This is a genomic window from Streptomyces sp. NK15101, assembly GCF_020400725.1.
Lineage (GTDB): Bacteria > Actinomycetota > Actinomycetes > Streptomycetales > Streptomycetaceae > Streptomyces.
Genome location: NZ_JAINVG010000001.1, coordinates 87,946 through 113,607, shown reverse-complemented (window position 1 = coordinate 113,607; position 25,662 = coordinate 87,946). Strand labels below are relative to the sequence as shown.

The window sequence follows — 25,662 nt, the reverse complement described above, 5'->3', positions numbered from 1 at the left end:
CGCATGTCCTCGCACCGCCGCACGCTCGTCCGGCTCGCCCGCCCGGTCTACCTCGAACTCCTCGCCGGAGTCGCCGCCGGCGTCATCAACATGGTCTGGGTCGCCCGCCTCGGCGGGGACGCCGTCGCCGCCGTCGCCCTCGCCGGCAACGTCGAGAACCTCCTCCTCGGCGTCGTCCTCATGGCCGGCTCCGGCACCACCGTCCTCGTCGCCCGCGCCCGCGGCGCCGACGACCCCGGCGCCGTCCGCGCCGCCGTCCGCGGCGGCACCGCCCTCTGCGCCCTGCTCGTGCCGCCCGTCGCCCTCGGCGGCTACCTGCTGCGCGAGCCGCTCGCCGCCCTCCTGCTCGGCGGCTCCGGCCACCCCGCCCACGCCCTGGCCGTCGCCTACTTCGCGATCTCGCTCCCCGGCACGGCCGTCTTCTTCGCCACGAACGTGCTCGACGGGGTCCTCAAGGGCGCCGGCGACACCCGCACCCCCATGCGACTCGCCTTCCTCGCCAACGGGCTGATCCTCGTCCTCGACCCGCTGCTCATCCACGCCCACGGCGTGCCGGGCGCCGCCCTCGCCACCGTCACCGGCCGGAGCGTCGCCCTCGCCGCGGGCCTCCTCGCCCTGCGCCGCGACCCGCTCCTCAGGGCCGCGCGGGCGGCCCGGGCGGCCCTGCCCACCGGCGCCGCGCTGCGCCGCACCGCCGCCACCGGACTGCCCATGTCCGTCGACTTCGTGGTCCGGATGGCCGGAGCCCTCGCCCTCGTCTCCGTCGTCGCCCGGCTCGGCGTCACCGAGATCGCCGCCTACGGCATCGCCACCAAGGCCATGTACGTGGCGACCATGGCCTTCTACGCCGTCCGGCAGGCCGCCGCCATCCACAGCGCCCACCTCCTCGGCTCGGGCCTGGACGAGCGCCGGGCCGTCGGCCGGCAGGCCCTCCTCCTCGGCGGAGCCCTCGGCGCGGGCGCCGCCGGGCTGCTGTTCCTCGGTGCGGGACCCGTCATGCGGGCCTTCGGCGCCGAGCCCGAGGTGGTGGCGGCGGGCGCGCTCTTCCTGCGCTGCCTCGGCCCCTACCTGCTGCTCATGGCCGGATACATCGCCCTCGCCGGGGTCTTCGAGGGCACGGGGGCGAGCCCGCGCCTCGCCCGGATCACGGTCGCGGGCGTCCTCGTCCAGCTTCCGCTCGCGTACGCCCTCTCAGGCGCCGGTCTCGGCGGGATCTGCCTGGCCATGGCCCTTGCCATGGGGGCCCAGTGCGCGGCCCTGGGCCTGCTGCACCGCCGTGTCCTCGCCGTCCCCCGGGGGTCTCAGCGCGAGCCGGACAGGGCCTTCTCGCGCTCCGGCTGAGTCGCCTGCGCGGGGATCCTGCCGGCCGCGGCCGCCGCGAGACGCGGCTCCGTCACCGTGTGCCGCCACAGGATCCGGCAGGCGATGACGGTGGCGGCGATCAGCAGACCGTTCCGGCCGAACAGCACCGCCATGCCCAGCGGATCGCTCCGCGTCACGTGCGAGAACCACACCGGGAACTCGAACTGCGTCACCGCCGTCGCCGCGAGCACCAGGTGCGCGGGCAGCCGCATCCGGCTCGACCGGTAGGCGAGGCACACCGCTGCCAGACCCACCAGCCACAGCATGTACTGGGGGGAGAGCACCCGGCTCGTCGTCGTGAACAGCAGCACCGCGACGAAGGCCGCGTCCGCCACCGTCGACGAGACGAAGCGGCGGGCCCGCAGCCGCCACACGAGCAGCCAGCCGAACGCGGCTATGGTGAGGACCAGGGCGGCCGTCGAGACCGTGGACACGTACGGACCGAGGAACTCGATCGAGCCGTAGTTCATCCTCGCCTCGCCGTCCCAGCCGAAGTGCCGGGCGACGTGGAAGACCATCGCGCCCAGCGACTCGACCTCCGTGCCCCGGTCGCGCTGGAAGCCGAGGAAGGCCAGCGCCCCCGGCATCCACACCAGGCAGAACGCGAGCACCGCGGCCGCCGCGCCCACCGCCGTCGACCAGGAGCGCAGGGTCGCCCGCCCCTTCGGGGTGCCGGCGAGCAGCAGTACCGGCCACACCTTCAGGACCGCGCCGAAACCGGCGAGCGCGCCGAGCACGCGCGGGCTGCGGCCCGCCGCGAGCAGCCCCGCCACCGCGACGGCGGTGACCATCACGTCGTACCGCGCGTACGCCGTCGGGCCGAGCAGCGCGACGCCCGCCAGCCAGAACCAGGCACCCCGCGAGGACCGGCCGGAGCGGCGGCCCGTGTGGAGGAGCAGCCCGAAGACGAGCGCGTCGCAGAGGAAGGCGAGGACGAAGAAGGCGGTCGCGTAGCCGAGGAACGGCAGCAGCCCGGGGGCGAGGATCGCGAAGGCGGCGGCCGGCGGGTACTGCCAGGTGACGTCGTCCAGCGGGTACGTGCCCGTCCGCAGGACCTCGTACCAGCCCTGGTAGATGTTCGAGACGTCGAAGGTGATGTCCGGTCCGGGGATCACCACGATCTTGAAGACGCAGAGCAGCAGGAGGGCCCGGGACAGACCCCAGAGGCCGAGCGGAAGCCGCAGACCCGTGCGTGACCCGTTCCCCGCCGCACCCGTCGTCACTGTCGCGTCCTTCTCCTGTCGGCCCGCGGTGGCGGGGCGGTCGTGGTCCTGTCGGCCCGCGGTGGCGGGGCAGGCGTGTTGCCGGGTGGTGCAGGCGATCGCGTACTGTCGGCCACGATGCACAAGACCCTGATCGTAACCAACGACTTCCCGCCGCGTCCCGGCGGAATCCAGGCCTTCCTGCACAACATGGCCCTCCGCCTGGACCCCGACCGGATCGTGGTCTACGCCTCCACGTGGAAGCGCAGCCGCGAAGGGATCGAGGCGACGGCCGCGTTCGACGCCGAACAGCCTTTCACGGTCGTACGGGATCGCACCACCATGCTGCTGCCGACTCCTCGGGTCACCGCCCGCGCCACCGCGCTGCGGGGGGGGCACGGGTGGGGGTCCGTGTGGTTCGGCGCGGCCGCGCCGCTCGGCCTGATGGCCCCCGCGCTGCGCCGGGCCGGCGCCCGCCGGCTCGTCGCCACCACCCACGGGCACGAGGCCGGCTGGGCCCAGCTCCCCGCCGCCCGGCAGCTCCTGCGCCGCATCGGCGAGGGCACGGACACGATCACCTACCTCGGGGAGTACACCCGCTCCCGGATCGCGAGCGCCCTCACCCCGGCCGCCGCCGGCCGCATGGTCCAGCTCCCGCCCGGCGTCGACGAGAAGACCTTCCACCCCGACTCGGGAGGCGACGAGGTCCGGGCCCGCCTCGGGCTCAGCGACCGCCCGGTCGTCGTCTGCGTCTCCCGGCTCGTCCCCCGCAAGGGCCAGGACACCCTGATCCGGGCCGTGCCCGCGATCCTGAGCCGGGTCCCGGACGCCGTCCTCCTGATCGTCGGCGGCGGACCGTACGAGAAGGACCTGCGCCGCCTCGCCGCCGAGACCGGCGTGGCCGGATCCGTACGCTTCACCGGCGCCGTGCCCTGGTCCGAGCTGCCCGCCCACTACGGCGCCGGCGACGTCTTCGCCATGCCCTGCCGCACCCGGCGCGGCGGCCTCGACGTCGAGGGGCTCGGCATCGTCTACCTGGAGGCCTCCGCCACCGGCCTCCCCGTCGTCGCCGGCGACTCCGGCGGCGCCCCCGACGCCGTCCTCGACGGCGAGACCGGCTGGGTCGTCCGCGGCGAGTCCGCCGAGGAGACCGCCGACCGCGTCGCCACCCTCCTCCTCGACCCCGAGCTCCGGGCCCGCATGGGCGAGCGGGGCAGGGCCTGGGTGGAGGAGCGCTGGCGCTGGGACCTGCTGGCGGAGCGGCTGCGCGAGCTGCTGTAGGGAGCGCGCAGGAGTCGCAGGAGTGCGGAGAGGGCCCGGGGCGATCGCATCGCCCCGGGCCCTCTCCGCATCCGCCCTACTTGCTGTAGATCGCCTCGATCTCGTCCGCGAAGTCCTTCGCCACCACGTTCCGCTTCAGCTTCAGGGACGGGGTGATGTGACCCGCCTCCTCGGTGAACTGGGCCGGGAGGATGCGGAACTTGCGGACCGACTCCGCCTTGGAGACCGCGGAGTTGCCGTCGTCGATCGCCCGCTGGACCTCGGCGATCAGCTCCGCGTCCTCCCGCAGGGACGCCGCCGTCGAACCGGCCGGCTTGCCGTGCTCGCTCGCCCAGCGGCCCAGGAACTCCTCGTCGATCGTGACCAGCGCGCCCACGAACGGACGCCCGTCGCCGACCACCATGCACTCCGCGACCAGCGCGTGCGCCCGGATCCGGTCCTCGATGACCGCCGGGGCGACGTTCTTGCCGCCCGCCGTCACCAGGATCTCCTTCTTGCGGCCGGTGATCGCGAGGTAGCCGTCCTCGTCGAGCGTGCCGATGTCACCCGTGTGGAACCAGCCGTCCGCCAGCGCCTCGGCCGTCGCCGTCGGGTTGTTCCAGTACTCCGTGAAGATGTGCTCGCCGTGCAGCAGCACCTCGCCGTCGTCGGCGATCCGCACCACCGAGCCCGGCAGCGGCTGGCCGACCGTGCCGATCTTCTGCCGGTCCCACGGGTTGAACGCGGTCGCCGCGCACGACTCCGTCAGGCCGTAGCCCTCCAGGACCGTGAAGCCGATGCCCCGGAAGAAGTGGCCGAGCCGCTCGCCCAGCGGCGCGCCGCCCGAGATCGCGTACTCGCCGCGACCGCCGAGCACCGCCCGCAGCTTGCTGAAGACCAGCTTGTCGAAGACCTTGTGCTTCAGCTTGAGCCCGAAGGAGGGGCCCTGCGGGGTGCCGAGCGCCCGGCTGTACGCGATGGCCGTGTGCGCGGCCTTGTCGAAGATCTTGCCCTTGCCGTCGGCCTGCGCCTTCGCCCGCGCCGAGTTGTAGACCTTCTCGAAGACGCGCGGCACGCCCAGGATCAGCGTCGGCCGGAACGAGGCCAGCTCGTCCGTGAGGCTCTTGATGTCCGGGACGCAGCCCAGCCGGATCGGCGCCATCACGGACGCGACCTCGACGAGCCGCCCGAAGACGTGCGCGGCCGGCAGGAACAGCAGCACCGAGCACTCGCCCGTGCGGAAGAGGGGCTTCAGCCGCTCCACCACGTTGCCGCACTCGGCGAAGAACGCCCGGTGGGTCAGGACGCAGCCCTTGGGGCGGCCCGTCGTGCCCGAGGTGTAGACGATCGTCGCCGGGGCGTCCGCGTTCGCCGCCGACATGCGCTCGTCGAGCAGCTCGTCGGAGACGTCCGCGCCGGCCGCGGTGAGCCGCGCGACCGCGTCGTCCTCGATCTGCCGGACGCCCTTGAGCTCCGGGAGCCGGTCCCGCACGGACTCCACCGCCGCCTGGTGCGCCGCGCTCTCCACCAGGACCAGGGTCGCGCCCGAATCGCCCAGGATCCACTGGATCTGCTCCGGCGAGCTCGTCTCGTACACCGGCACGGTCACCGCGCCCGCGCTCCAGATCGCGAAGTCGAGGAGCACCCACTCGTAGCGCGTACGGGAGAGCAGCGCGACCCGGTCGCCCGGCTCCACGCCGGAGGCGATCAGACCCTTGGCGACCCCACGGACCTCGGCGAGGAACTGCGTGGCGGTGACGTCCGTCCAGACGCCGTCGACCTTGCGCCCCATCACGGCGACGTCTGGATGCTGGGAGGCGTTGCGGCGGATGAGATCCGTCAGGTTGCCGTCCGTGGGGACCTCGTACAGGGCCGGAAGGCTGAACTCGCGCAAGACTGCTGCTCCTCATCGGGCGCCGGCGCCACGGCTCTGTGTGATGCACCGGTGAAGTCCATGATCGGGCAGGTGCTCAGTGGGGGTGAGCACGACTGGACTGCCCGGACGTTACTCGTCAGTACACGGTTCCCGATAGGGGGTCCCGGCCAGATGTTCCGTGCGTCACACCGGTGTGACGGTGCTCTGCGCACAGTAATCCACAGCTTTCACGACTCCCAAGTAACCGCAGGTGACACCCCCTAAGGTGGGCTCATGCGAGTCCATGTGGTCAGTGACGTGCACGGCAACGCCGGCGACCTCGCCAAGGCGGGAGAGGGCGCCGACGCCCTGATATGCCTCGGTGACCTGGTCCTCTTCCTCGACTACGCCGACCACAGCCGGGGGATCTTCCCCGACCTCTTCGGCACCGAGAACGCCGACCGGCTCGTCGAGCTCCGCACCGCCCGCCGCTTCGACGAGGCCCGCGACCTCGGCCGCCGCCTCTGGGCCGGACTCGACGTCGACCGCGACACCGCCATCGAGGCCGCCGTCCGCCGTCAGTACGCCGAACTCTTCGCCGCCTTCCCCACGCCCACGTACGCCACCTACGGGAACGTCGACATCCCCCGCCTCTGGCCCGACTTCGCCGGGCCCGGGACCACCGTCCTCGACGGAGAGCGGATCGAGATCGGCGGGCTCGTCTTCGGCTTCGTCGGCGGCGGGCTGCGCACGCCCATGCGCACCCCGTACGAGATCTCCGACGAGGAGTACGCCGCCAAGGTCGAGGCCCTCGGCGACGTCGACGTCCTCTGCTCCCACATCCCGCCGGAGGTGCCCGAGCTGACCTACGACACGGTGGCCCGCCGCTTCGAACGCGGCAGCCGGGCCCTGCTCGACGCCGTCCACCGCGTCCGCCCCCGCTACGCCCTCTTCGGTCACGTCCACCAGCCGCTGGCCCGGCGGATGCGGATCGCCTCCACCGAGTGCGTGAACGTCGGCCACTTCGCCTCGACCGGGAAGCCCTTCGCCCTGGAGTGGTGACGGCGCGGGCACGGGGGCGCGATAGCCTTCCGTCGGCACGTCTGTGCCCTTTTGCTTCCGCCTTTACTTCCGCCGGACCGCACAGTGGAGGAGCCACCGCGATGGCCGAACACACCAGCTCGAGCATCACCATCGAGGCGGCGCCGGCCGACGTCATGAGCGTGATCGCCGACTTCGCCCGCTACCCCGAGTGGACCGGCGAGGTGAAGGAGGCCGAGGTCCTGGAGGCCGACGAGGCCGGGCGCGCGGAGAAGGTCCGCCTCCTCCTCGACGCGGGCGCCATCAGGGACGACCACACCCTCGCGTACACCTGGACCGGGGACAACGAGGTCAGCTGGACCCTGGTCAAGTCCCAGATGCTCCGCTCCCTCGACGGCTCCTACCTCCTGAAGCCGCTCGGTGCCGACCGCACGGAGGTGACGTACCAGCTCACCGTGGACGTCAAGATCCCGATGCTCGGCATGATCAAGCGCAAGGCGGAGAAGGTCATCATCGACCGGGCGCTGGACGGCCTGAAGAAGCGGGTCGAATCAGGCGCGTAAGCCCGGCCTCCCGGACCCGCCGGCCCCTGCGGGGCGGTGCCCCCCCCCCGCCACCCGCCGTGTGGGCAGTCGTCCCGCTGGGCGGGACGGGTGGGCACACGGGACGGCGCCCTTCGCGGCGCCTCCGCGTCCCGCGCCTGGACCCGCACCGCAAGGAACGGCGCACGTCCGGTGCGGGTCCAGGCCCGGGAGCCTAGGCCCGGCAGGGGGCGCCGTCCGTTGTGCCCACCCGTTCCGCCCCAGCGGAACGACTGCCCACAACGGGTGGGCGCCGCCCCGGCGGAACGACTGCCCACAACGGGTGGGCGCCGCACCGGCGGAGCGACCGCCCGCAGCGGGGCGCGGGATGGGCGCCGTCCCGGTGGGACGGACGTCCGCGGCAGGGCCGGTAACGTTTCGCCGCATGCGGATCATCCTTGTCACCGGCCCCGGCGGCGCCGGACGCACCACCCTCGCCGCCGCCACCGCCCTCGCCGAGGCGCGGGCCGGCCGCCGGGTCCTGCTCGTCTCCGAGGACGCGGAGCCGATCGAGGGTCTCCAGAACCTCCGGCCCGAGCCCGGCGTCGACTTCCGCCGGGAGTTCCTCGCCCTGCAGGACCGTTCCTCCGCCGCCCTCGACCTGCTCGGCGCCGCGCCCTTCGAGGACGCGGAGCTGACCGAGCTGCCCGGCAGCCGCCCGTTCGCCCTGCTGCGGGCCCTGCGCGACGCCGCCGCCGGCGACCACGACCTCGCGGTCGTCGATCTCCCCCCGCTCCCCGAGGCCCTCGCCCTCCTCGCCCTGCCCGGGCAGCTCCGCCGCTATCTGCGCCGCCTGCTGCCCCAGGAGCGCCAGGCCGCCCGCGCCCTGCGCCCGATGCTCGCCCAGCTCGCCGGCGTCCCCATGCCCGCGCAGTGGCTGTACGAGACGACGGCCCGCTGGGAGGCCGAGCTCGCCGCCGTCCAGACCGTCGTCGAGGCACCCGCCACCACCGTCCGTCTCGTCCTCGAACCCGGCCCCGGCGCCGCCCGCGCCCTGCGCACCGCCCGGCTCGGCCTCGCCGTCCAGCGCCTCGCCCTCGACGCCGTCGTCGCGAACCGGATCCTCCCGGCCGGCTCCGAGGATCCGTGGCTGGCCGGACTCACCGCCGAACAGCACCGGCACCTCGCGGAGCTCCGTACCGCCACCGACGAGCTGTACGAGCTCCCGCACCTCGGCCGCGCCCCGCGCGGAGCCGACGACCTCGCCCTCCTCGCACCCGTCCGGCCCGAGACGGCGGTCCCCGTCCCCGTACCGGAGTGGACCGTCGAGGACCGGCGCGAGGAGGACGGCGTCCTCGTCTGGCACATCCCCCTGCCGGGGGCCGTCAAGGAGGAGCTCTCGCTCGTCCGCCGAGGCGACGAACTGCTCCTGACCGTCGGCGCGTTCCGCCGCGGCGTCCCGCTGCCGGGCGCCCTGCGCCGCTGCACGGTCACCGGCGCCGGACTCGTCGACGGGGACCTCCGGGTGCGCTTCACACCCGACCCCGGGCTCTGGCCCCGCACCCCCTGAGACGGCGTGTACCGTCGAAGTACGCAGCCACTGAGGAGTACGCCATGAGCGATTCGGACGCCTGGGCCAAGGCCTGTGCCGAGGACCTGGAGGCGGAGAAGGCCCGCCGCCGGGCGCAGCGCGCGGCCGAGCCCGGCTCGCCCGCGGAGGAGTTCCGCAGGCTCTTCGAGGCCGTGGCCGACAAGGTCTCCGGCGGTCTCGGGAACCCGCTCTTCGGCGGCCAGGCCGCGCAGGCCGCCGCGCACACCGTGCAGCAGCTCGTCAACCAGGCGAAGGCCGTCGTCGAGCCCGTCATCGAGCGCAACCCGCAGGTCTTCGACCACCTCGCCGCCGCCGGCGGCGAGCTGCTCGCCGCCTACCGCTCCGCCGTCGAGGGCCACGAGAGCCGCTGGACCCGCGGCGGCGCCGTACCCGAGGACGACGACCCGCGCCGGGACACGGACCCGGACACCCCCCGCAAGGACGACGAGGGGCCCGGAACCGGCCAGCACATCGACCTCGACTGACCGGCGGGGCACCTCCCCTCGGGTACGGTGGGCCTTAGCGGGGCTCGACCGAAAACTGAGGGACACATGGGACTCACCATCGGCGTCGACATCGGCGGCACGAAGATCGCGGCCGGCGTGGTCGACGAGGAGGGCAACATCCTCGACACGCACACCGTGCCCACCCCGCCGACCCCCGAAGGCATCGTGGACGCCATCTGCGCCGCCGTGTCCGAGGCCGGCAAGGGCCACTCGATCGAGGCCGTCGGCATCGGGGCCGCGGGCTACGTCGACGACAAGCGCGCCACCGTCCTCTTCGCGCCGAACATCGACTGGCGGCACGAGCCGCTCAAGGACAAGGTCGAGCAGCGGGTCGGTCTGCCCGTCGTCGTCGAGAACGACGCCAACGCGGCGGCCTGGGGCGAGTACCGCTTCGGCGCCGGCCAGGGCCACGAGGACGTCATCTGCATCACCCTCGGCACCGGCCTCGGCGGCGGCATCATCATCGGCAACAAGCTGCGCCGCGGACGTTTCGGCGTGGCCGCCGAGTTCGGCCACATCCGGGTCGTCCCGGACGGTCTGCTGTGCGGCTGCGGCAGCCAGGGCTGCTGGGAGCAGTACGCCTCCGGGCGCGCGCTCGTCCGGTACGCCAAGCAGCGCGCCGCCGCCACCCCCGAGAACGCGACGGTGCTCCTCGGGCTCGGCGACGGCACCCCCGAGGGCATCGAGGGCAAGCACGTCAGCGAGGCCGCCCGGGCGGGCGACAAGGTCGCCATCGACTCCTTCCGCGAGCTGGCCCGCTGGGCCGGCGCAGGCCTCGCGGACCTGGCGTCGCTGTTCGACCCGTCGGCGTTCATCGTCGGCGGCGGCGTCTCCGACGAGGGCGAGCTGGTCCTGGACCCGATCCGGAAGTCCTTCCGGCGCTGGCTGATCGGCGGCCGGTACCGTCCGCACGCGCAGGTCCTCGCGGCCCAGCTCGGCAACAAGGCCGGCCTGGTCGGCGCCGCGGACCTGGCCCGCCAGGGCTGAGCGCCCCCTCCGCGCCCGAACCGGCGCCTCCCTCGGGCTCCGTCCGGGGCCCCACTCGCGGATGCGGTCGACCGCCGCGAGGGTCGCTCGATCGACGGCCGCGGCCGTCGTCGCACTGTCGAACGGCGTACGCCCGTCGCGTCCTCCTGGACACGGCGGGCGGTCGTCGTATGTTGGCCGTCATGGCGATCAGTGAGCTGCCCAACTCCCGTACCGAGAGCGACGGTTCGGCCGTCCTCCGGGTCCTGAGCTACAACGTCCGGTCGATGCGCGACGACGAGGACGCCCTCGCCCGGGTGATCCGGGCCTGCGCCCCGGACCTCGTCTTCGTCCAGGAGGCCCCCCGCTTCTTCCGCTGGCGCAAACACGCGGCCCGGCTCGCCGCCAAGAGCGAGCTCGTCGTTCTGACCGGCGGCGCCACCGCGGCCGGACCGCTGCTGCTCTGCTCCCTGCGGGCCACCGTGGAGCGGACCGAGGACGTCCTGCTGCCGCTCACGCCGGGCCTGCACCGGCGCGGCCTCGCGACCGCGGTCGTCCGCTTCGGCGGGGCCAGGCTCGGTCTCGTCAGCTGTCATCTGAGCCTGCGGGAGGACGAGCGGTACGCCCAGGCCGGGATGGTCCTCGACCGGGTCGCCGCCCTCGGCACCCCGCACGTCCTCGTCGCCGGCGACCTCAACGAACGCCCGGGCGGCCCCGCCTTCACCCGCCTCACCAAGGAGCTCCAGGACGGGTGGGCGGTCAGTCCCTGGGGTGGCGAGCACACCTCGACCCCCGTCGATCCGCACCAGCGCATCGACGCGATCCTGGCGACCCCGGGCGTCGAGTTCCTCGGCTGCGGAGTCCCGACGGACCTCGACCCGGCTGACCTGCGGGCCGCCACCGACCACCTTCCGGTACTCGCGGCGGTCCGCGTCCCCGCCGCGTCCTGAGGGCCGACACCGTCGGCGGGCAGAGCCCGGCGCAGCCGTCCGAAGCCCGGGAGGCGCCCCGGCGCCGATCGGCGCGAGGGCTGCATCGGGAGGACCAGCCCGCCTTCCGGTACTCGCGGCGGTCCGCGTCCCCGCCGCCTGAGGCGTCCTACACGACCGCTCCGCGGCCCGGGTCGTCGAAGCCGTCGTCATCGTCGTCGTCGTGCTTCATCCGGGCCACCAGGGTCGCGAAGCCGCCCAGGAAGCCGCCCACGCAGAGCGTCGTCAGCCACCAGGTCATGTCCCACTGGAGCAGCACGGCGACCAGCATCAGGACCGGGCCGCCGACGACCGCGAGCCAGGCGAACTTGGTCGTCGTGTCCGCCTCGGGCAGCGGCGGCGGCTCCGGCGGGACGAAGTGGCCCTCGTCGGCGCCCGCCGCGTCGTCCGGCTCGGCCGGCGAGTAGTCCCGGGGGCCACCCGACCGCACCCCGGGCGCGAACACGATCGAGCTGCCGAGCGCCGGCCGCTCGGGGCCCGCCTCCGGGTCCTCGTCCGCCCCGGCGTCCTCCGGCGCGGCCTCCGCGGGCTTCGGCCTCGGCTTCCAGGCCGTGCCCTTCACGGGCCGGACCTCCCCGGCGGCCCCGTCGTCCTCGTCCCCGTCCTCCGGCTCCGGCAGCGACAGGTTCTCGACGGGCCGGAACGGCTTCGCCCCCGGAGGGTCCGCGGGCTCCTCGCCGTACCCGGCGACGATCGCGGCCCAGGCCGCCTCCTCGTCGATGGGCTGCGGCTCCCGCTCCGGGCCGTCCTGCTGCTCAGCCACCGCTCCTGCTCCCCTTCCCGTCGACCAGCTCCGGGGCCAGACGCTCGACGAAGGCCAGGCTCTCGTCGAAGATCCGCTCCGCGTCATGGTCCAACGTCGCCACGTGGTAGCTCTGTTCCAGCAGGATCTCCTTGACGTCCGTCGAGGAGATGCGGGAGAGGATCCGGGCCGAGTCGGCGGGCGGCACGACGTGGTCCTGGGGGCTGTGGAGCAGTACCACCGGCTGGGTGACCTGCGGGAGCTGCGCGTCCACCGTCCGGAAGAACTGCCGCAGGGAGTACGCCGCGTGCAGCGGCACCCGGTCGTACCCGATCTCGGTCACGCCCTCCTTGGCGATGTCGCTCGCGATCCCGTTCGTCGAGGGGACCAGGTGCCGGACGACCGGCAGCGCGTGCGCCGCCACGCCGTGCACCTTGTTGGCCGGGTTGACCAGGACGACGCCCTTCACGGCGTCCCCGTGCCGGGCCGCCAGCCGCAGCGCCAGCGCCCCGCCCATGGAGAGACCGAAGACGAAGACGGTCCGGCACCGCTCCAGGAGCTCGCGCAGGGCCCGATCCACCTCCGCGTACCAGTCGTGCCAGGTGGTGAGCTGCATGTCCTGCCAGCGGGTGCCGTGGCCCGGCAGCAGCGGCACCGACACAGAAAGGCCGCGCTCGGCCAGGTACTCGGCCCACGGGCGCATCGACTGCGGGGAACCGGTGAATCCGTGACAGAGAAGGACGCCGACCTCTCCGCCTTCGTGGCGGTACGGCTCGGCTCCGGGAAGGACCGGCACCGGGGTCTCCTGTTCGTTGCGACTCCGGCGTCTTCGGGTGCGCCGGAGCGACGGAATATGGGGAAGGACCTTCACGGTACGCGACCGGACCGACACCGACCAGGGCCGTAGCCGGGGGCGTGCGCCGGTACGGGATAAAGTCGGGGCGACGGCACACGGAAGGCATGGCGAGTTGATCTACGGCGCAATGAAGTTCTCCATCGGAGGGTCCCTGAAGCTCGCCTTCCGGCCCTGGGTGGAGGGTCTGGAGAACATCCCCGCCGAGGGCCCCGCGATCCTCGCCAGCAACCACCTGTCCTTCTCGGACTCCTTCTTCCTGCCCGCCGTCCTGGACCGCAAGGTCACCTTCATCGCCAAGGCCGAGTACTTCACCACCCCCGGTGTGAAGGGCAAGCTCACCGCCGCCTTCTTCAAGGGCGTCGGCCAGCTCCCGGTGGACCGTTCGGGTGCCCGCGGCGCGGGCGAGGCGGCCATCAAGGCCGGCATCCAGGTCATCGAGGGCGGCGGCCTCTTCGGCATCTACCCCGAGGGCACCCGCTCGCCCGACGGGCGCCTCTACCGGGGCAAGCCCGGCGGTCTGGCGCGCGTCGCCCTGGCCACCGGCGCGCCCGTCATCCCGGTCGCCATGATCGACACCGAGAAGATCCAGCCGCCCGGCAAGGTCGTCCCCAAGCTGATGCGCCCGGGCATCCGGATCGGCAAGCCGCTGGACTTCACCCGCTACCAGGGCATGGAGGGGGACCGCTTCATCCTCCGCTCGGTGACCGACGAGGTCATGTACGAGATCATGAAGCTCTCCGGCCAGGAGTACGTCGACATCTACGCGACGGCCGCCAAGCGGCAGATCGCGGAGGCGGAGAAGGCGGCCAAGGAGGCCGTCAAGGCCGAGATCGCCGCTCGGGAAGAGTCCGGCGCGTAGGTCCCCGCGAGGGACTCGGGGGGTGGGGGAGATGGCCAAGCGCGAACGTGTCGTGCGCATGTCGGTCGAGCAGCCGCTGTGGCGGGCGCTGACCGGCTACCGCGTCCTGACGATGGTCTACGCGGTCCTGCTGTTCGTCTTCGGCCGGAGCGGGTACGAGCGGCCCTGGGTCGCCGTCGGCTATCTGGCGGTGCTGTGCTGCTGGACCCTCGCCACCCTTCCCAAGGTGGCGAACGCGGTCGGCTGCACCAGGCGCTTCCTCGTCGCCGACCTCACCGTCGCCCTCGTCGGCATCCTCCTCACCCCGCTCGCCGACGCCCACGCCCAGTCGGTCGACGGCCCCACCCTGCCGTCGATATGGACCGCCGGCTCCGTCCTCGCCTACGCCATCAAGGGCGGCTGGCGCTGGGCCGGCGTCGCCTCCTCCCTGGTCGCCGTCGCCAACATCGTCGAGCGCGGCCAGCCCAGCCGGGACACCTTCCACAACGTGCTCCTCGTCTGGGTCGCCTCCATCGCCATCGGCTACGTCGTCGAGGTCGCCCGCGCCTCCGAGCGCACCCTCGCCCGCGCCCTGGAGATCGAGGCCGCGACCCGGGAGCGGGAGCGGCTCGCCCGCGACATCCACGACAGCGTCCTCCAGGTCCTCGCGATGGTGCAGCGGCGCGGCACCGCGCTCGGCGGCGAGGCGGCCGAACTCGGCCGGATGGCGGGGGAGCAGGAGATCGCCCTCCGCACCCTCGTCGCCGGCGGGCTCAGCCGGCCCAGTCTGGTCTCCGAGGACGAGTCCGAGGGCGCCGTCGTCCGGGTCGTGGAGGAGGACGACGATCCCTCCTGCGGCGCGCCCGACGCCCCCGCCGACCTCCGCGTCCTGCTCGCCCCGCGCGCCGGCGCCCGGGTCACGCTCTCCGAGCCGGGCGCCCCGGTCCTGCTGCCGCCGGCCGCCGCCCGCGAGCTGGCCGCCGCCGTCGGCGCCGCCCTGGACAACGTCCGGGTGCACGCCGGCGAGGACGCGCACGCGTGGATCCTGATAGAGGACTGGCCGGACGAGGTGATCGTCACCGTCCGGGACGACGGCCCCGGCATCCCGGAGGGCCGCCTCGCGCAGGCGGAGGGCGAGGGCCGGATGGGCGTCGCCCTGTCCATCCGGGGGAGACTGCGGGATCTGGGCGGCACGGCCGAGCTGATCTCGGTCCCCGGCCAGGGCACGGAAGTCGAGTTGAAGGTTCCACGGGGGAAGGCAGGGGAGAAGTGAGCGAGCAGCGGATCAAGGTGATGGTCGTCGACGACCATCCGATGTGGCGGGACGCGGTCGCCCGCGACCTCGCCGAGGCGGGCTTCGACGTGGTCGCCACCGCCGGCGACGGCGAGCAGGCCGTGCGCCGCGCCGTCGCGGCCGGCCCCGACGTCCTCGTCCTGGACCTGAACCTGCCGGTCAAGCCGGGCGTCCAGGTCTGCAAGGAGCTCGTCGGCGGCCGGCCCGAGCTGCGGGTCCTCGTCCTCTCGGCGAGCGGCGAGCACGCCGACGTCCTGGAGGCGGTCAAGTCCGGCGCCACCGGCTACCTCCTCAAGTCGGCCAGTACGGAGGAGCTGATCGACGCGGTCCGCCGGACGGCCGTCGGCGACCCCGTCTTCACGCCGGGCCTGGCCGGCCTCGTCCTCGGCGAGTACCGCCGGCTGGCCTCCGAGCCCGCCCCGGCGGCCGGCACCGACGAGCCGAAGGCCCCGCAGCTGACCGAGCGCGAGACGGAGGTCCTGCGGCTCGTCGCGAAGGGACTCAGCTACAAGCAGATCGCCGAGCGCCTGGTCATCTCGCACCGCACGGTGCAGAACCACGTCCAGAACACCCTGGGCAAGCTCCAGCTGCACAACAGGGTGGAGCTCGTCCGGTACGCCATCGAGCGGGGCCTCGACGACGCCTGAGGCGCCGGGAAGGACGAAGGGTCGTATATTCGCGATGTTCGCGCATTCGCGCAGATACGGCCCATCGTGACGATGAGGGGAATCCCGTGGAGATCCTGGCATTCGGCGTGCAGGCGGACGAGAAGCCCCTCATGGAGAAGGCCTTCGCGGGACATCACGACGTCCGCTGCCTGGACGTCTTCCTCACCGAGGACACCGCCCCCATCGCCGCCGGCTACGAGATCGTCTCCACCAGCGTCAACGCCGACCTGAACCACCGGGCCCTGCAGACCCTCGCGGCGGGCGGGACCCAGCTGATCGCCCAGCGCTCCACCGGCTTCAACAACATCGACCTGGACGTCGCCGAGCGCCTCGGCCTCACCGTCGCCCGCGTCTCGTCCTACTCGCCGTACTCCGTCGCCGAGTTCGCCTGGACCCTCGCCATGGCCGTCAACCGCCGGATCGTCCGCGCCTCCAACCGGACCCGCGACTTCGACTTCCGGCTCGACGGACTGATGGGCCGTGACCTGCGGGGCCGTACCGTCGGCGTCCTCGGCACCGGCAGGATCGGCGAGGCCTTCACCCGCATCGCCCACGGCTTCGGCATGCGCCTCCTCGGCTGGGACGTCGCCGAGAACCCCGCCTGCGTGGAGCTCGGCATGAAGTACGTCGACAAGGAGCGGCTCCTCGCCGAGGCCGACCTCGTCAGCCTCCACGTCCCGCTCGTGGAGGCCACCCACCACCTCGTCGACGCCGCCGCCCTCAAGGCCATGAAGGACGACGCCATCCTGGTGAACTCCAGCCGCGGCGGGCTCGTCGACACCGAGGCCCTCGTCGCCGAGCTCCGCGCCGGCCGCTTCACCGGGGTCGGCCTGGACGTGTACGAGGCGGAGGCCGGGCTCTTCTTCCTCGACAAGTCCCTGGCGGGCGTCGAGGACGACACCCTGGCCCGCCTGGTCACCTTCCCGAACGTGGTGGTCACCTCGCACCAGGCGTACTACACGGTCGAGGCGGTCACCCAGATCATCGACACGACGGTCCGGAACGTCCTCGACTACACCGCGGGGCGGCGCAGCGAGAACGTCCTGGTACCGAGGGCCTCCTAGACCAGCACCCCCGCGAGCAGGGAAGCGGTGAGCGCCGCCCCGTCCGTCGTGAGCACCGACTCCGGGTGGAACTGCACGCCCGCGAAGCCCGGTCCGCGCAGGGCGTGCACCTCGCCGGTCTCCGCGTCCCGGCTCACCTCGATGCGGTGCAGCGCCAGCTCCGTCGCCGTCCGGTCGTCGCAGCGGGCCGTGAAGCTGTTGTAGAAGCCGACCGTCCGCCGCTGACCGAAGAGGTCGACCCGCAGCTGCGCCCCCTGGAACGGGGTCCGCTTGCGGACGATGTCCAGGCCCAGCTCGGCCGCGATCAGCTCGTGCCCGAGGCAGACGCCCAGCAGGCCGTGTCGGTGGTCCCGCACCAGCTCGGCCGTCAGACCGCGCAGGAAGCGCATCTTCGGGTCGGCGGCGTCCGACGGGTTCCCGGGGCCGGGCCCCAGGACGACCGGGCCCTCGTGGGCGAGGGCCAGCTCCCGCAGCCCCGGCTCGTCGTAGCGGAGCACCGACACCTCCAGGCCGGAGGAGCGCAGGACGTGCGCCAGCATCGCCGTGAAGGTGTCCTCGGCGTCGATCACGAGCGCGTGCCCCGACAGCTCCGCGGACCGGGCCTGCATCTTCAGCCAGAACGGCGCCAGGTCCGACCGGCGCGCGTCGAGCGCGGCCCGCACCCGGGGGTCGTCGGCGAGCCGCGGCGGCACCGGCGCCGACGGCTCGGCCGGCCGGCCCTCCCGCACGCCGAGGGCCGTGAGGACGCCCGCCGCCTTGGCGTGGGTCTCGGCGACCTCGCCCTCGGGGTCCGAGTGCCGCACGAGCGTGGCCCCCACCGGCACCCGCAGCCGGCCGTCGGCGTCGATGTCGGCGGTACGGATGAGGATGGGGGAGTCCAGCGTCTGCGCCCCGTTCCCGTCCGTGCCGAGCAGGGCGAGCGCGCCCGCGTAGTACCCCCGGCCGCCCTCCTCGTGACGCTCGATCACCCGGCAGGCGTTCTGCACCGGCGAGCCGGTCACGGTCGCCGCGAACATCGTCTCCCGCAGCACCTCCCGCACGTCGAGCGAGGACCGGCCCCGCAACTCGTACTCCGTGTGCGCGAGGTGGGCCATCTCCTTCAGGCGCGGCCCGATCACGACCCCGCCCATGTCGCCCACCGTGCACATCATCTTCAGCTCCTCGTCCACCACCATGGAGAGCTCCTCGGTCTCCTTGCGGTCGGCGAGGAAGGCGAGCAGGTCCTCGGCGGTCGGGGCGGCCCCGGCCGGGTAGCGGTACGTGCCGCTGATCGGGTTCATCACGACCGTCCCTCCGGACATCCGGACGTGCACCTCGGGGCTGGCCCCGACGAGCGTCCGCTCCCCGGTGTGCACGACGAACGTCCAGTACGCGCCCCGCTCGCCCGCGAGCAGCCGCCGGAACAGGGCGAGCGCGTCGGCGCGCCCGAAGCCCGGGATCTCCCCGGTGTACGTGCGCCGGATGACGAAGTTCGCGCCCTCGCCGGAGCCGATCTCCTCGTCGATGACCCGCCGCACGGTCTTCGCGTACGCCTCGTCGGAGACGTCGAACCCGCCGCCCTCCACCCGCACCTCATGGGCGGGCAGCGCGGCCAGGGCCTCGGCGAGCGGCAGCTCGTACGCCTCGTCGGCGACCAGCACGGAGAGCGGGGTGCCGTCGTCCCGCACGTCGAAGCCGCGCTCCCGGATCTGCCGGAACGGCACGAGGGCCAGCGTCGGCATCGGACCCACGGGCAGCTCCGCGAGGCGCCCGGCCTCGTGGACCCGGCCGATCAGCACCTCGACGGTGTCGTGGTCACGGCCGGGGGTGCGGCGGCGCAGCAGCGCGAAGGGCGGGCAGGAGGGGTCGAGGAGACGGGAAAGGTCCATGGGGCGGTCGTTCCTTCCGAGGAGAGTACGGAGAGGAGGAACGGCCCGGGTACGAGAAAGGCCGCCCCTCGGGCGGCCTTTGCGTGTGTCGGTGTACGCGCAGTCAGTGGGCCGCCGGATGAGCGGTCCACCACCAGTTCTGGGTCTGCGAGACGTACGACATGCGAGCACTGTAACGCAGCCGGGCACGGAAACGGGGCCCGGTCCGCACCGTGGACGGTGCGAGCCGGGCCCCGAGGCCGAGCGAACGACCCGATCAGAAGATCAGGTTGTAGGACTGCCAGCCCGGGCCGACCTGCACGCGAGAGGAGTACGGGGCGGTGGCGCTGCCGGTGCCCTTGTACAGCCACAGCACGCCGGAGCCGTCACGGGCGACGAAGTCGACCTTGCCGTCACCGGTGATGTCACTCGGACCGGTGATGCTGTTGTAGATCTGCCAGCCGGTGCCGACCTTGACGCGGGCGGCGTACGGGGCGGTGGCGCTGCCGGTGCCCTTGTACAGCCACAGCACGCCGGCGCCGTCGCGGCCGATCATGTCCGGCTTGCCGTCGGAGGTCAGGTCGCCGGTGCTGACGACGGCGTTGTAGATCTGCCAGCCGGTGCCGATCTGCACCCGGGGCGCGAACGGCGTGGCCGGGGTGCCGGTGCCCTTGTACAGCCACAGGACACCCGACTTCTCGCGGGCGATCAGGTCCGGCTTGGAGTCGCCGGTGAGGTCGCGGACGCCGGTGATCCGGTCGTAGACCTGCCAGCCGCCGCCGATCTTCAGACGCGGCTTGAACGGCGCGGACGCGTTGCCGCTGCCCTGGTAGTACCAGAGCACACCGGAGGCGTCCCGGGCCACGGCGTCACCGGTGCCGTCGGCCCGGAGGGCGGTCAGCGGGGTGACGGTGTTGTAGATCTGCCAGCCGGCCCCGACCTTGTACCGGGTCAGGAAGGGCGCGGTGGCACTGCCGGTGCCCTGGTACTGCCAGAGCACGCCGGAGCCGTCACGGGCGAGGAGGTTGTAGCGGTTGTCGGCGCGGACGGACGCCGTGGTGGCGACCTGCTTGACGTCGCTCGCCTTCACGAACGCCATGCGGTGGTTGAAGCGGATCGGGATGAAGATGTTGGTCGTGCCGACGACACGGGTGCCGTCGGTGTTGTAGGCGCTGTAGTAGTAGTCGCCCGCGACCGGCTCGCCGGCCTTTACGTACAGCTGCCCGGCCGGGAGGCTGTACTTCGTCAGCGACGCGCCGTTGTTCGCCTGGACCGGGACACCGGTGCCCGTGTAGGCGGCGTCCTCGGGGTAGGCGCGGCCGTAGACCGGGATCGAGGCGGCGCCGTCCTTGGCGGTGATCGCCGTCTTCACGCCCACGGGGGCCGTGTACTGGCCGCCGGGGTTGTGGAACCAGGCCTTCTTGCCGCCGTACCAGATGGCGGTCCAGTCGGTCCGGGACTCGGCGACGACGTGGGTGCTGCCGGCCGTGACCTTGTTCGCCCAGTTCGAGCCGAACTGCCAGTTCGAGGTGAAGTACGGGTCGGTCAGCGCCTTCGTCTGGTCGGCGACCGGCTCCGAGTACAGGTAGCCGAAGTTCACCGGCAGCGGCACGGTGGTCTTGGTGACCCCCTGCTCCGTGTACTTCATCTGCTGCTGGTTGGCCGAGGTGAACGGCGGGACGACCCGGACGAGCTGACCGGCCTGGAGCGGGCCGCCCGCGCCACCGGCACCGGTGGGCGCGCCGACCAGGGTCATGAAGTGGTTCCAGTCCCAGAACGGGCCCGGGTCCCAGTGGTCCTGGATCTTGCTGTCCAGGACGCTCGGCACGTCGTCGTGGCCGATGATGTGCTCGCGGTCCAGCGGGATGGAGAACTTCGTCGCCAGGTACTTCACGAGGGCGGCGGAGGACTCGTACTCCGGCTCGGTGTACCAGCCGGCGTCGCCCTTGATGGCGTAACCCTCGTGCTCGATGCCGATCGAGTGCATGTTGAGGGTCTTGTTGCCGGCGTGGTACGCCTCGTTCTTGGTCTCCACCATCTGCGTCACACGACCGTCGGCGCGGACGATGTAGTGGGCGCTGGCGTAGCTCAGCGGGTTCTGGAAGACGCTGACGGCACCGTCGTGGGTGCCCTCGATGTCGTGGATGACGATCTGGCGGACGTCGAAGCCGTTCGAGGGGCGGCTCGCGATGTTGTAGTTGCCGTCGTTCTGCGAGTACGCGGCCGGGATGAAGGTGCAGACGGGCGCCGTCGCGCCGGTCGGGCACTCGACCGCCGGGGTCTCGGTGGTGGCCGTGAAGCTCGCCGCCAGCGGCACGTTCGACGCCTTGACCGGCTTCACCGACGGGTCCGCCGGCAGGACGACCTGCTCGCCGTCCGCGGTGATCTCCCGCTCGCCCGTCCTGATGGACTCGAAGACGCGCTTCGCGAAGAGGTCGGCGCCCTTCCGGTCCTCGGACTGGCTGTAGCGGGCCACGGCCGGGTACCAGGCGCCCGGGTCGTCCGACAGCTCGGCGCCGGCCTGCTTCTGGTACTCGGCCAGCAGTGCGGCACCGGCGCGGATCGAGGCGGCCGTGTCGTTCTGCACGGACTCGGTCGAGCCGTCGATCAGCTCGGCGGCCTTGTCGAGCGTGTGCAGCGTCGGGTCGGAGGTGTCGATCTTCTTCTCGGGGAGGGCGGCCAGCGCCTTCTTCCCGTCGAACCTCTTCTCGACGCGCGGGTCGCCGCTCCGGTTCATCAGATCGAGCAGCTGCTCGTCCGTGTCCTGCTCGACGTCCTCCGGGTCGACCTTCGTCAGCCCCATGACGTTGTACGCGCCCGTGGTGCTGGGCACGCCCTCGTGCGACTCCCAGCGCGTCTGGCGGTACGACACCGCCATGAGCACGCTCTGCGGGACATCGAACTCGCGGGCGGCGTTTGCGAACTGCGTCTGGAGGGAAGGGTCACCCCCGGACGTACCGTCGCCCGTGCCGAGGAGGCCCGGTGAGGCCACCGCGATGGTGCCGATGGTGGCGGTGGCGACGACGGCCGCCGCCGCTCCGTACAAGAGTCGTTTCTTCTTGCGATCCCTGCGGTGCCTCTGGGTCACACCCACCCCTGTGAATTCGACTTTGCTCTTGTGAAACGGGCCAGAGGGTAACACCACTCGATGGCGCGAAGATCCCCGTGTGACATTTCGGGCGCGCGTCTCAGCCAATGGGCAGGCGGACAGGACCGGACGAAGAACCCCGTAATGTTGTGCATGTGACCGTGAACGCTGATTCCCACGCCGTCGCCAAGGCGACCTGGCGAGACCTGCCCGCGGCGCAGCAGCCCGAGTACCCCGATGCCGAGGCTCTGCGCGATGTGATCGCGGACCTCGAGTCGTATCCTCCGCTCGTCTTCGCCGGCGAGTGCGACCAGCTGCGCGCCCGGATGGGAGCCGTCGCCCGTGGTGAGGCGTTCCTGCTCCAGGGCGGCGACTGCGCCGAGGCCTTCGACGCCGTGTCCGCCGACCACATCAGGGCCAAGCTCAAGACGCTGCTCCAGATGAGCGCCGTCCTCACCTACGCGGCCTCCGTGCCCGTCGTGAAGGTCGGCCGTATCGCCGGCCAGTACTCGAAGCCCCGCTCCAAGGGCACCGAGACCCGCGACGGCGTGACCCTGCCGACCTACCGCGGCGACTCGGTCAACGGCTTCGACTTCAACGAGAAGGCCCGGATCCCGGACCCCGAGCGGCTGAAGCGGATGTACAACGCCTCCGCCTCCACGCTCAACCTGGTCCGCGCCTTCACCACCGGTGGCTACGCCGACCTGCGCCAGGTCCACGCCTGGAACCAGGACTTCGTGAAGTCGTCCCCCTCGGGCCAGCGTTACGAGGCGCTCGCCCGCGAGATCGACAACGCCCTGAACTTCATGAAGGCCTGTGGCACCGACCCGGCCGAGTTCAAGGCCGTCGAGTTCTACGCCTCCCACGAGGCGCTGCTGCTCGACTACGAGGGCGCCCTGACCCGTACGGACTCGCGCACCGGGAAGCTGTACGACACCTCCGGCCACATGGTCTGGATCGGTGAGCGCACCCGCCAGCTGGACCACGCGCACATCGAGTTCTGCTCGCAGATCGCCAACCCGATCGGCATCAAGCTCGGCCCGACCACCACGGTGGACGAGGCGCTCACGTACATCGACCGTCTCGACCCGGACCGCGAGCCGGGCCGGCTGACCTTCATCGTCCGCATGGGCGCCGACAAGGTCCGCGACAAGCTCCCCGAGCTGGTCGAGAAGGTCACCGCCTCCGGTGCGGTCGTCGCCTGGGTCACCGACCCGATGCACGGCAACACCTTCGAGGCCGCCTCCGGCCACAAGACCCGCCGCTTCGACGACGTGCTCGACGAGGTCAAGGGCTTCTTCGAGGTCCACAAGGCGCTGGGCACCCACCCGGGCGGCATCCACGTCGAGCTCACCGGTGACGACGTCACCGAGTGCGTGGGCGGCGGCGACGAGATCTTCGTCGACGACCTGCACCAGCGCTACGAGACGGCCTGCGACCCGCGGCTCAACCGCAGCCAGTCGCTCGACCTGGCGTTCCTGGTGGCGGAGATGTACCGCGATCAGTAAGTAGGTTCCTACGGAGATGGGGCGCGGATCGCTGTGATCCGCGCCCCATCGTCGTATCCGGGGCTTTTGGGGCTCCGGGCCGCCGGGTAAGGTTAGGTTAGCCTTAACGATCTCGGCGGGAGGTGAACCGCGTGTACGTCTGCTCATGCTTCGGTGTCACGGAGAAGCAGGTCAAGGAGCATGCGGACGCGGGCGCGTGCACGCCCCGCCAGATAGCCTCGGCGTGCAAGGCCGGTACGGACTGCGGTTCCTGCGTCCGTCGCATTCAGGCCATTCTCGGGCGCGGCAACTGCCCGCGACGCGAGCTCGTGGACCAGGGCATGCCCGCCCTGGCCTCGGAGACGGTCACGGAGCTCCAGGAAGCCGCCTAGGCCCCCGGCCCGGCCGCTAGCTGGGCTGCTCGATCAGTGTGGAGATGTACAGCGCCTCACCCAGGGACTCGATCAGCTCCAGCTGGGTGTCCAGGTAGTCGATGTGGTGCTCCTCGTCGGCCAGGATCTCCTCGAAGAGGTTGGCGGACGTGATGTCCCCCTTGGCGCGCATGACCTCGATCCCGCGCCTGAGGCGGTCGATCGCCTCCACCTCGACCTGGCGGTCCGCCTGGAACATCTCGGTGATCGTCTGGCCGACCCGCACGTGGAAGAGCCGCTGGTAGTTGGGCAGGCCGTCGAGCATCAGGATGCGCTCGGTCAGCTTGTCCGCGTGCTTCATCTCGTCGATGGACTCTTCGCGGGTGTACTTGGCGAGCTTCGTCCACCCCTTGTTGTCCTGGATGCGGTAGTGCAGCCAGTACTGGTTGATGGCCGTCAGCTCGCCGGTCAGCTGCTCGTTGAGGAACTCGAGGACCTCGGGGTCGCCCTGCATCGCTCCAGGCTCCTTCCACGTTACGTGTCTACGCCGTCACTGGGCGGGATGGCCGCATCCTCGCACCCCGAATGGGGGGCGTCCAGTAAGTGCAGGCTTAGTCGCAGTTGCCCGAATCGCTCCGGCCGGGTGGTCGCCTGGTCATGACCACCCCTCGCCGTCTGTCACCATGGATGACATGGGTCAGCCGGAGAGCGGAGTACACCGGGAAGCGGGTCGGCCGGATCGTTCGCCGGACTTTCCGCCGGATCTGCCCCCGGGGCAGCGGCTGCAGCGCGGCTGGCCGGTCACCCATTACGGGCCCGTCCCCAAGTTCAAGCCGGACCGCTGGGAGTTCCGCGTCTTCGGGGCGACCGCCGACGGTGACAAGCGGTGCTGGAACCACGAGGAGTTCTCGGCCCTCCCGTTCTCCACGGTCGTGGCCGATCTGCACTGCGTCACGAAGTTCAGCATGCTCGGGGCCGAATGGGGCGGTGTCCCCGCCCGCACGATCCTGGAGCTCGCTCCGCCCGCACCCCACGTGACGCACGTGATGGTCTGGGCCGAGTACGGGTACAGCGCCAACATGCGGCTCGCCGACTTCGCCGCGGACGGCACGATCTTCGCCACCCACAAGGACGGGGAGCTGCTCACCGCCGAGCACGGTTTCCCGCTGCGGCTCGTCGTCCCGCACCTGTACGCCTGGAAGGGGCCCAAGTGGGTCCGGGGCGTGGAGTACATGGCGGCCGACCGCCGGGGCTTCTGGGAGGAGCGCGGCTACCACAACCTCGGTGATCCGTGGACGGAGCAGCGCTACTCGTACCAGGAGGAACCGGGGGACGGCCCGGAGCTGTAGCGGCTCCGGACCGTCCGTCGTGCGGTCAGTGGTGGTACTGGTGGACCACCGCGTGGCCCTTGCCGCGGCCGATCATCCACTTGTTGACCGGGGTGGTGATCACGAAGGCGGCGGCGAGCGCGATGGCGAGCACGATCCAGAAGAGCGGCTCGTCGAGGTGCGCGTCCATGGCGCCGGGCCAGAGGGCGATGACGCCGTTGTCGATGATCTCCATGACGGCGATGGAGAGGGTGTCGGCGGCGAGGGCGACCTTGAAGGCCGTCTTGAAGTCGACGCCGGCGGAGAGGATGCCGCGCAGGGTGAGCGCGTAGCCGAAGAAGAAGGCCAGGACGATCGCGAGGACCATCGTCGGCATGTTGCCCCAGCCCAGGGCGGTGCCGATGATCATGCCGAGGATCTCGCCGATGGCGCAGCCGGTGAGGCAGTGCAGCGTGGCCCGGGCCGCCATCGCCCAGGAGACGGTGCCGCCGGAGGCGTGATGTCCTTCGTGGCCGGAGCTGGCCGCGTGGCCGGTGTGGTGGGTGTGATGGGCGTGGCTCTGGTGGTCGGCGTGGCCGGTGGGAGCCGCGTGAGCCTGGTGGTCGGCATGGCCCGCGTGGCTCTCGTGGCCGATGTGGTCCCCGTGCCCGGTGTGCCCGGTGTGGCCGCCATGGCCCTCGTGGCCTTCATGACCGTGGCGTGCGTGCGCTTCGTGCTGCATGAGAGGTGCCCCCAACCTCGTATACGGTTCCTGCCCTCGCTGGAACCGTATACCCCCCTAGGGTA

General features: G+C 72.1%; 24 protein-coding genes. 15 read left to right on the top strand and 9 right to left on the bottom strand.

The features are described 5' to 3' along the window. Positions 1 to 3 precede the first annotated feature (3 nt). Positions 4 to 1,341, top strand: coding sequence for an MATE family efflux transporter (locus K7G60_RS00535; RefSeq protein WP_225798735.1), 1,338 nt, complete (start codon positions 4 to 6; stop codon positions 1,339 to 1,341). Here the strand turns inward: K7G60_RS00535 and K7G60_RS00530 are convergent. Next, positions 1,302 to 2,585 (bottom strand): glycosyltransferase 87 family protein, encoded by a 1,284-nt coding sequence (locus tag K7G60_RS00530; protein WP_374115557.1) that lies wholly within the window; start codon positions 2,583 to 2,585, stop codon positions 1,302 to 1,304. The two genes, K7G60_RS00535 and K7G60_RS00530, sit on opposite strands and share 40 nt — an antisense overlap. A gap of 117 nt (positions 2,586 to 2,702) precedes the next feature. On the opposite strand from K7G60_RS00530, the gene K7G60_RS00525 reads away from it, so the two are divergent. Beyond that, positions 2,703 to 3,845, top strand: a complete 1,143-nt coding sequence (locus K7G60_RS00525; RefSeq protein ID WP_225798734.1) for a glycosyltransferase family 4 protein — start codon at positions 2,703 to 2,705, stop codon at positions 3,843 to 3,845. Positions 3,846 to 3,921: 76 nt separating this feature from the next. Here K7G60_RS00525 and K7G60_RS00520 read toward each other — a convergent pair whose 3' ends face one another. Continuing rightward, the gene (locus K7G60_RS00520; protein ID WP_225798733.1) at positions 3,922 to 5,718 is read right to left on the bottom strand and encodes a long-chain fatty acid--CoA ligase; all 1,797 of its coding nucleotides are present in this window, start codon (positions 5,716 to 5,718) and stop codon (positions 3,922 to 3,924) included. A gap of 267 nt (positions 5,719 to 5,985) precedes the next feature. Between K7G60_RS00520 and K7G60_RS00515 the strand changes: the two genes are divergently transcribed. From K7G60_RS00515 to K7G60_RS00490, 6 genes are all read left to right on the top strand, one after another. Continuing rightward, complete coding sequence (locus K7G60_RS00515) at positions 5,986 to 6,741, top strand: metallophosphoesterase (protein WP_225798858.1); 756 nt, start codon at positions 5,986 to 5,988, stop codon at positions 6,739 to 6,741. Positions 6,742 to 6,842: 101 nt separating this feature from the next. Further along, positions 6,843 to 7,283 carry an SRPBCC family protein gene (locus K7G60_RS00510; RefSeq protein ID WP_225798732.1) on the top strand — a complete coding sequence of 147 codons (441 nt, stop codon included), beginning with the start codon at positions 6,843 to 6,845 and terminating at the stop codon, positions 7,281 to 7,283. A 403-nt stretch (positions 7,284 to 7,686) separates the two neighbouring features. Continuing rightward, positions 7,687 to 8,811 (top strand): ArsA-related P-loop ATPase, encoded by a 1,125-nt coding sequence (locus K7G60_RS00505; protein ID WP_225798731.1) that lies wholly within the window; start codon positions 7,687 to 7,689, stop codon positions 8,809 to 8,811. Between the two features lie 44 nt (positions 8,812 to 8,855). After that, positions 8,856 to 9,317, top strand: a complete 462-nt coding sequence (locus tag K7G60_RS00500; RefSeq protein WP_225798730.1) for a DUF5304 domain-containing protein — start codon at positions 8,856 to 8,858, stop codon at positions 9,315 to 9,317. A 66-nt stretch (positions 9,318 to 9,383) separates the two neighbouring features. Continuing rightward, a complete protein-coding gene (locus K7G60_RS00495) occupies positions 9,384 to 10,325 on the top strand; it encodes an ROK family glucokinase (RefSeq protein WP_093876514.1) in 942 nt (313 codons plus the stop codon). A gap of 182 nt (positions 10,326 to 10,507) precedes the next feature. After that, a complete protein-coding gene (locus tag K7G60_RS00490; RefSeq protein WP_225798729.1) occupies positions 10,508 to 11,254 on the top strand; it encodes an endonuclease/exonuclease/phosphatase family protein in 747 nt (248 codons plus the stop codon). 148 nt (positions 11,255 to 11,402) lie between these two features. On the opposite strand, the gene K7G60_RS00485 is transcribed toward K7G60_RS00490, so the two are convergent. Together K7G60_RS00485 and K7G60_RS00480 are read right to left on the bottom strand one after the other, a co-directional pair. Continuing rightward, positions 11,403 to 12,056 carry a hypothetical protein gene (locus K7G60_RS00485; RefSeq protein WP_225798728.1) on the bottom strand — a complete coding sequence of 218 codons (654 nt, stop codon included), beginning with the start codon at positions 12,054 to 12,056 and terminating at the stop codon, positions 11,403 to 11,405. Continuing rightward, positions 12,049 to 12,831: a carboxylesterase gene (locus K7G60_RS00480; RefSeq protein WP_225798727.1), complete on the bottom strand. Its 783-nt coding sequence runs from the start codon at positions 12,829 to 12,831 to the stop codon at positions 12,049 to 12,051. Before K7G60_RS00480 ends, K7G60_RS00485 begins: the two co-directional genes overlap by 8 nt. Positions 12,832 to 13,003: 172 nt before the next feature. On the opposite strand from K7G60_RS00480, the gene K7G60_RS00475 reads away from it, so the two are divergent. The 4 genes from K7G60_RS00475 to K7G60_RS00460 all read left to right on the top strand — a co-directional run bounded on the left by K7G60_RS00475 (position 13,004) and on the right by K7G60_RS00460 (position 16,755). Then, positions 13,004 to 13,750: a 1-acyl-sn-glycerol-3-phosphate acyltransferase gene (locus K7G60_RS00475; protein ID WP_225798726.1), complete on the top strand. Its 747-nt coding sequence runs from the start codon at positions 13,004 to 13,006 to the stop codon at positions 13,748 to 13,750. 31 nt (positions 13,751 to 13,781) lie between these two features. After that, positions 13,782 to 15,002, top strand: a complete 1,221-nt coding sequence (gene macS / locus K7G60_RS00470; RefSeq protein WP_225798725.1) for a MacS family sensor histidine kinase — start codon at positions 13,782 to 13,784, stop codon at positions 15,000 to 15,002. 20 nt (positions 15,003 to 15,022) lie between these two features. Further along, positions 15,023 to 15,670, top strand: a complete 648-nt coding sequence (locus tag K7G60_RS00465) for a response regulator transcription factor (protein WP_225798857.1) — start codon at positions 15,023 to 15,025, stop codon at positions 15,668 to 15,670. 86 nt (positions 15,671 to 15,756) lie between these two features. Then, positions 15,757 to 16,755, top strand: coding sequence for a 2-hydroxyacid dehydrogenase (locus K7G60_RS00460; protein ID WP_225798724.1), 999 nt, complete (start codon positions 15,757 to 15,759; stop codon positions 16,753 to 16,755). Here K7G60_RS00460 and K7G60_RS00455 read toward each other — a convergent pair. The 3 genes from K7G60_RS00455 to K7G60_RS00445 form a co-directional block, all read right to left on the bottom strand. Continuing rightward, on the bottom strand, positions 16,752 to 18,623 hold the full coding sequence (locus tag K7G60_RS00455) for an anthranilate synthase family protein (protein ID WP_225798723.1): 1,872 nt from the start codon (positions 18,621 to 18,623) through the stop codon (positions 16,752 to 16,754). The genes K7G60_RS00460 and K7G60_RS00455 overlap by 4 nt on opposite strands. 103 nt (positions 18,624 to 18,726) lie before the next feature. Next, a complete protein-coding gene (locus tag K7G60_RS39330; protein ID WP_225798856.1) occupies positions 18,727 to 18,786 on the bottom strand; it encodes a trp operon leader peptide in 60 nt (19 codons plus the stop codon). A 93-nt stretch (positions 18,787 to 18,879) separates the two neighbouring features. Next, on the bottom strand, positions 18,880 to 21,648 hold the full coding sequence (locus tag K7G60_RS00445; protein ID WP_263985320.1) for an N-acetylmuramoyl-L-alanine amidase: 2,769 nt from the start codon (positions 21,646 to 21,648) through the stop codon (positions 18,880 to 18,882). Between the two features lie 149 nt (positions 21,649 to 21,797). On the opposite strand from K7G60_RS00445, the gene K7G60_RS00440 reads away from it, so the two are divergent. Next, a complete protein-coding gene (locus tag K7G60_RS00440; RefSeq protein WP_263985319.1) occupies positions 21,798 to 23,198 on the top strand; it encodes a class II 3-deoxy-7-phosphoheptulonate synthase in 1,401 nt (466 codons plus the stop codon). 122 nt (positions 23,199 to 23,320) lie between these two features. After that, a complete protein-coding gene (locus tag K7G60_RS00435; protein WP_225798720.1) occupies positions 23,321 to 23,569 on the top strand; it encodes a bacterioferritin-associated ferredoxin in 249 nt (82 codons plus the stop codon). 16 nt (positions 23,570 to 23,585) lie between these two features. Here K7G60_RS00435 and bfr read toward each other — a convergent pair whose 3' ends face one another. Further along, positions 23,586 to 24,062, bottom strand: coding sequence for a bacterioferritin (gene bfr, locus K7G60_RS00430; RefSeq protein WP_225798719.1), 477 nt, complete (start codon positions 24,060 to 24,062; stop codon positions 23,586 to 23,588). A gap of 178 nt (positions 24,063 to 24,240) precedes the next feature. Here bfr and K7G60_RS00425 point away from each other — a divergent pair, with 178 nt between their 5' ends. Then, positions 24,241 to 24,897 (top strand): sulfite oxidase-like oxidoreductase, encoded by a 657-nt coding sequence (locus K7G60_RS00425; protein ID WP_225798718.1) that lies wholly within the window; start codon positions 24,241 to 24,243, stop codon positions 24,895 to 24,897. A gap of 25 nt (positions 24,898 to 24,922) precedes the next feature. Here K7G60_RS00425 and K7G60_RS00420 read toward each other — a convergent pair whose 3' ends face one another. Next, positions 24,923 to 25,510 carry a DUF4396 domain-containing protein gene (locus tag K7G60_RS00420; protein WP_225798855.1) on the bottom strand — a complete coding sequence of 196 codons (588 nt, stop codon included), beginning with the start codon at positions 25,508 to 25,510 and terminating at the stop codon, positions 24,923 to 24,925. Between the last annotated feature and the right edge of the window lie 152 nt (positions 25,511 to 25,662).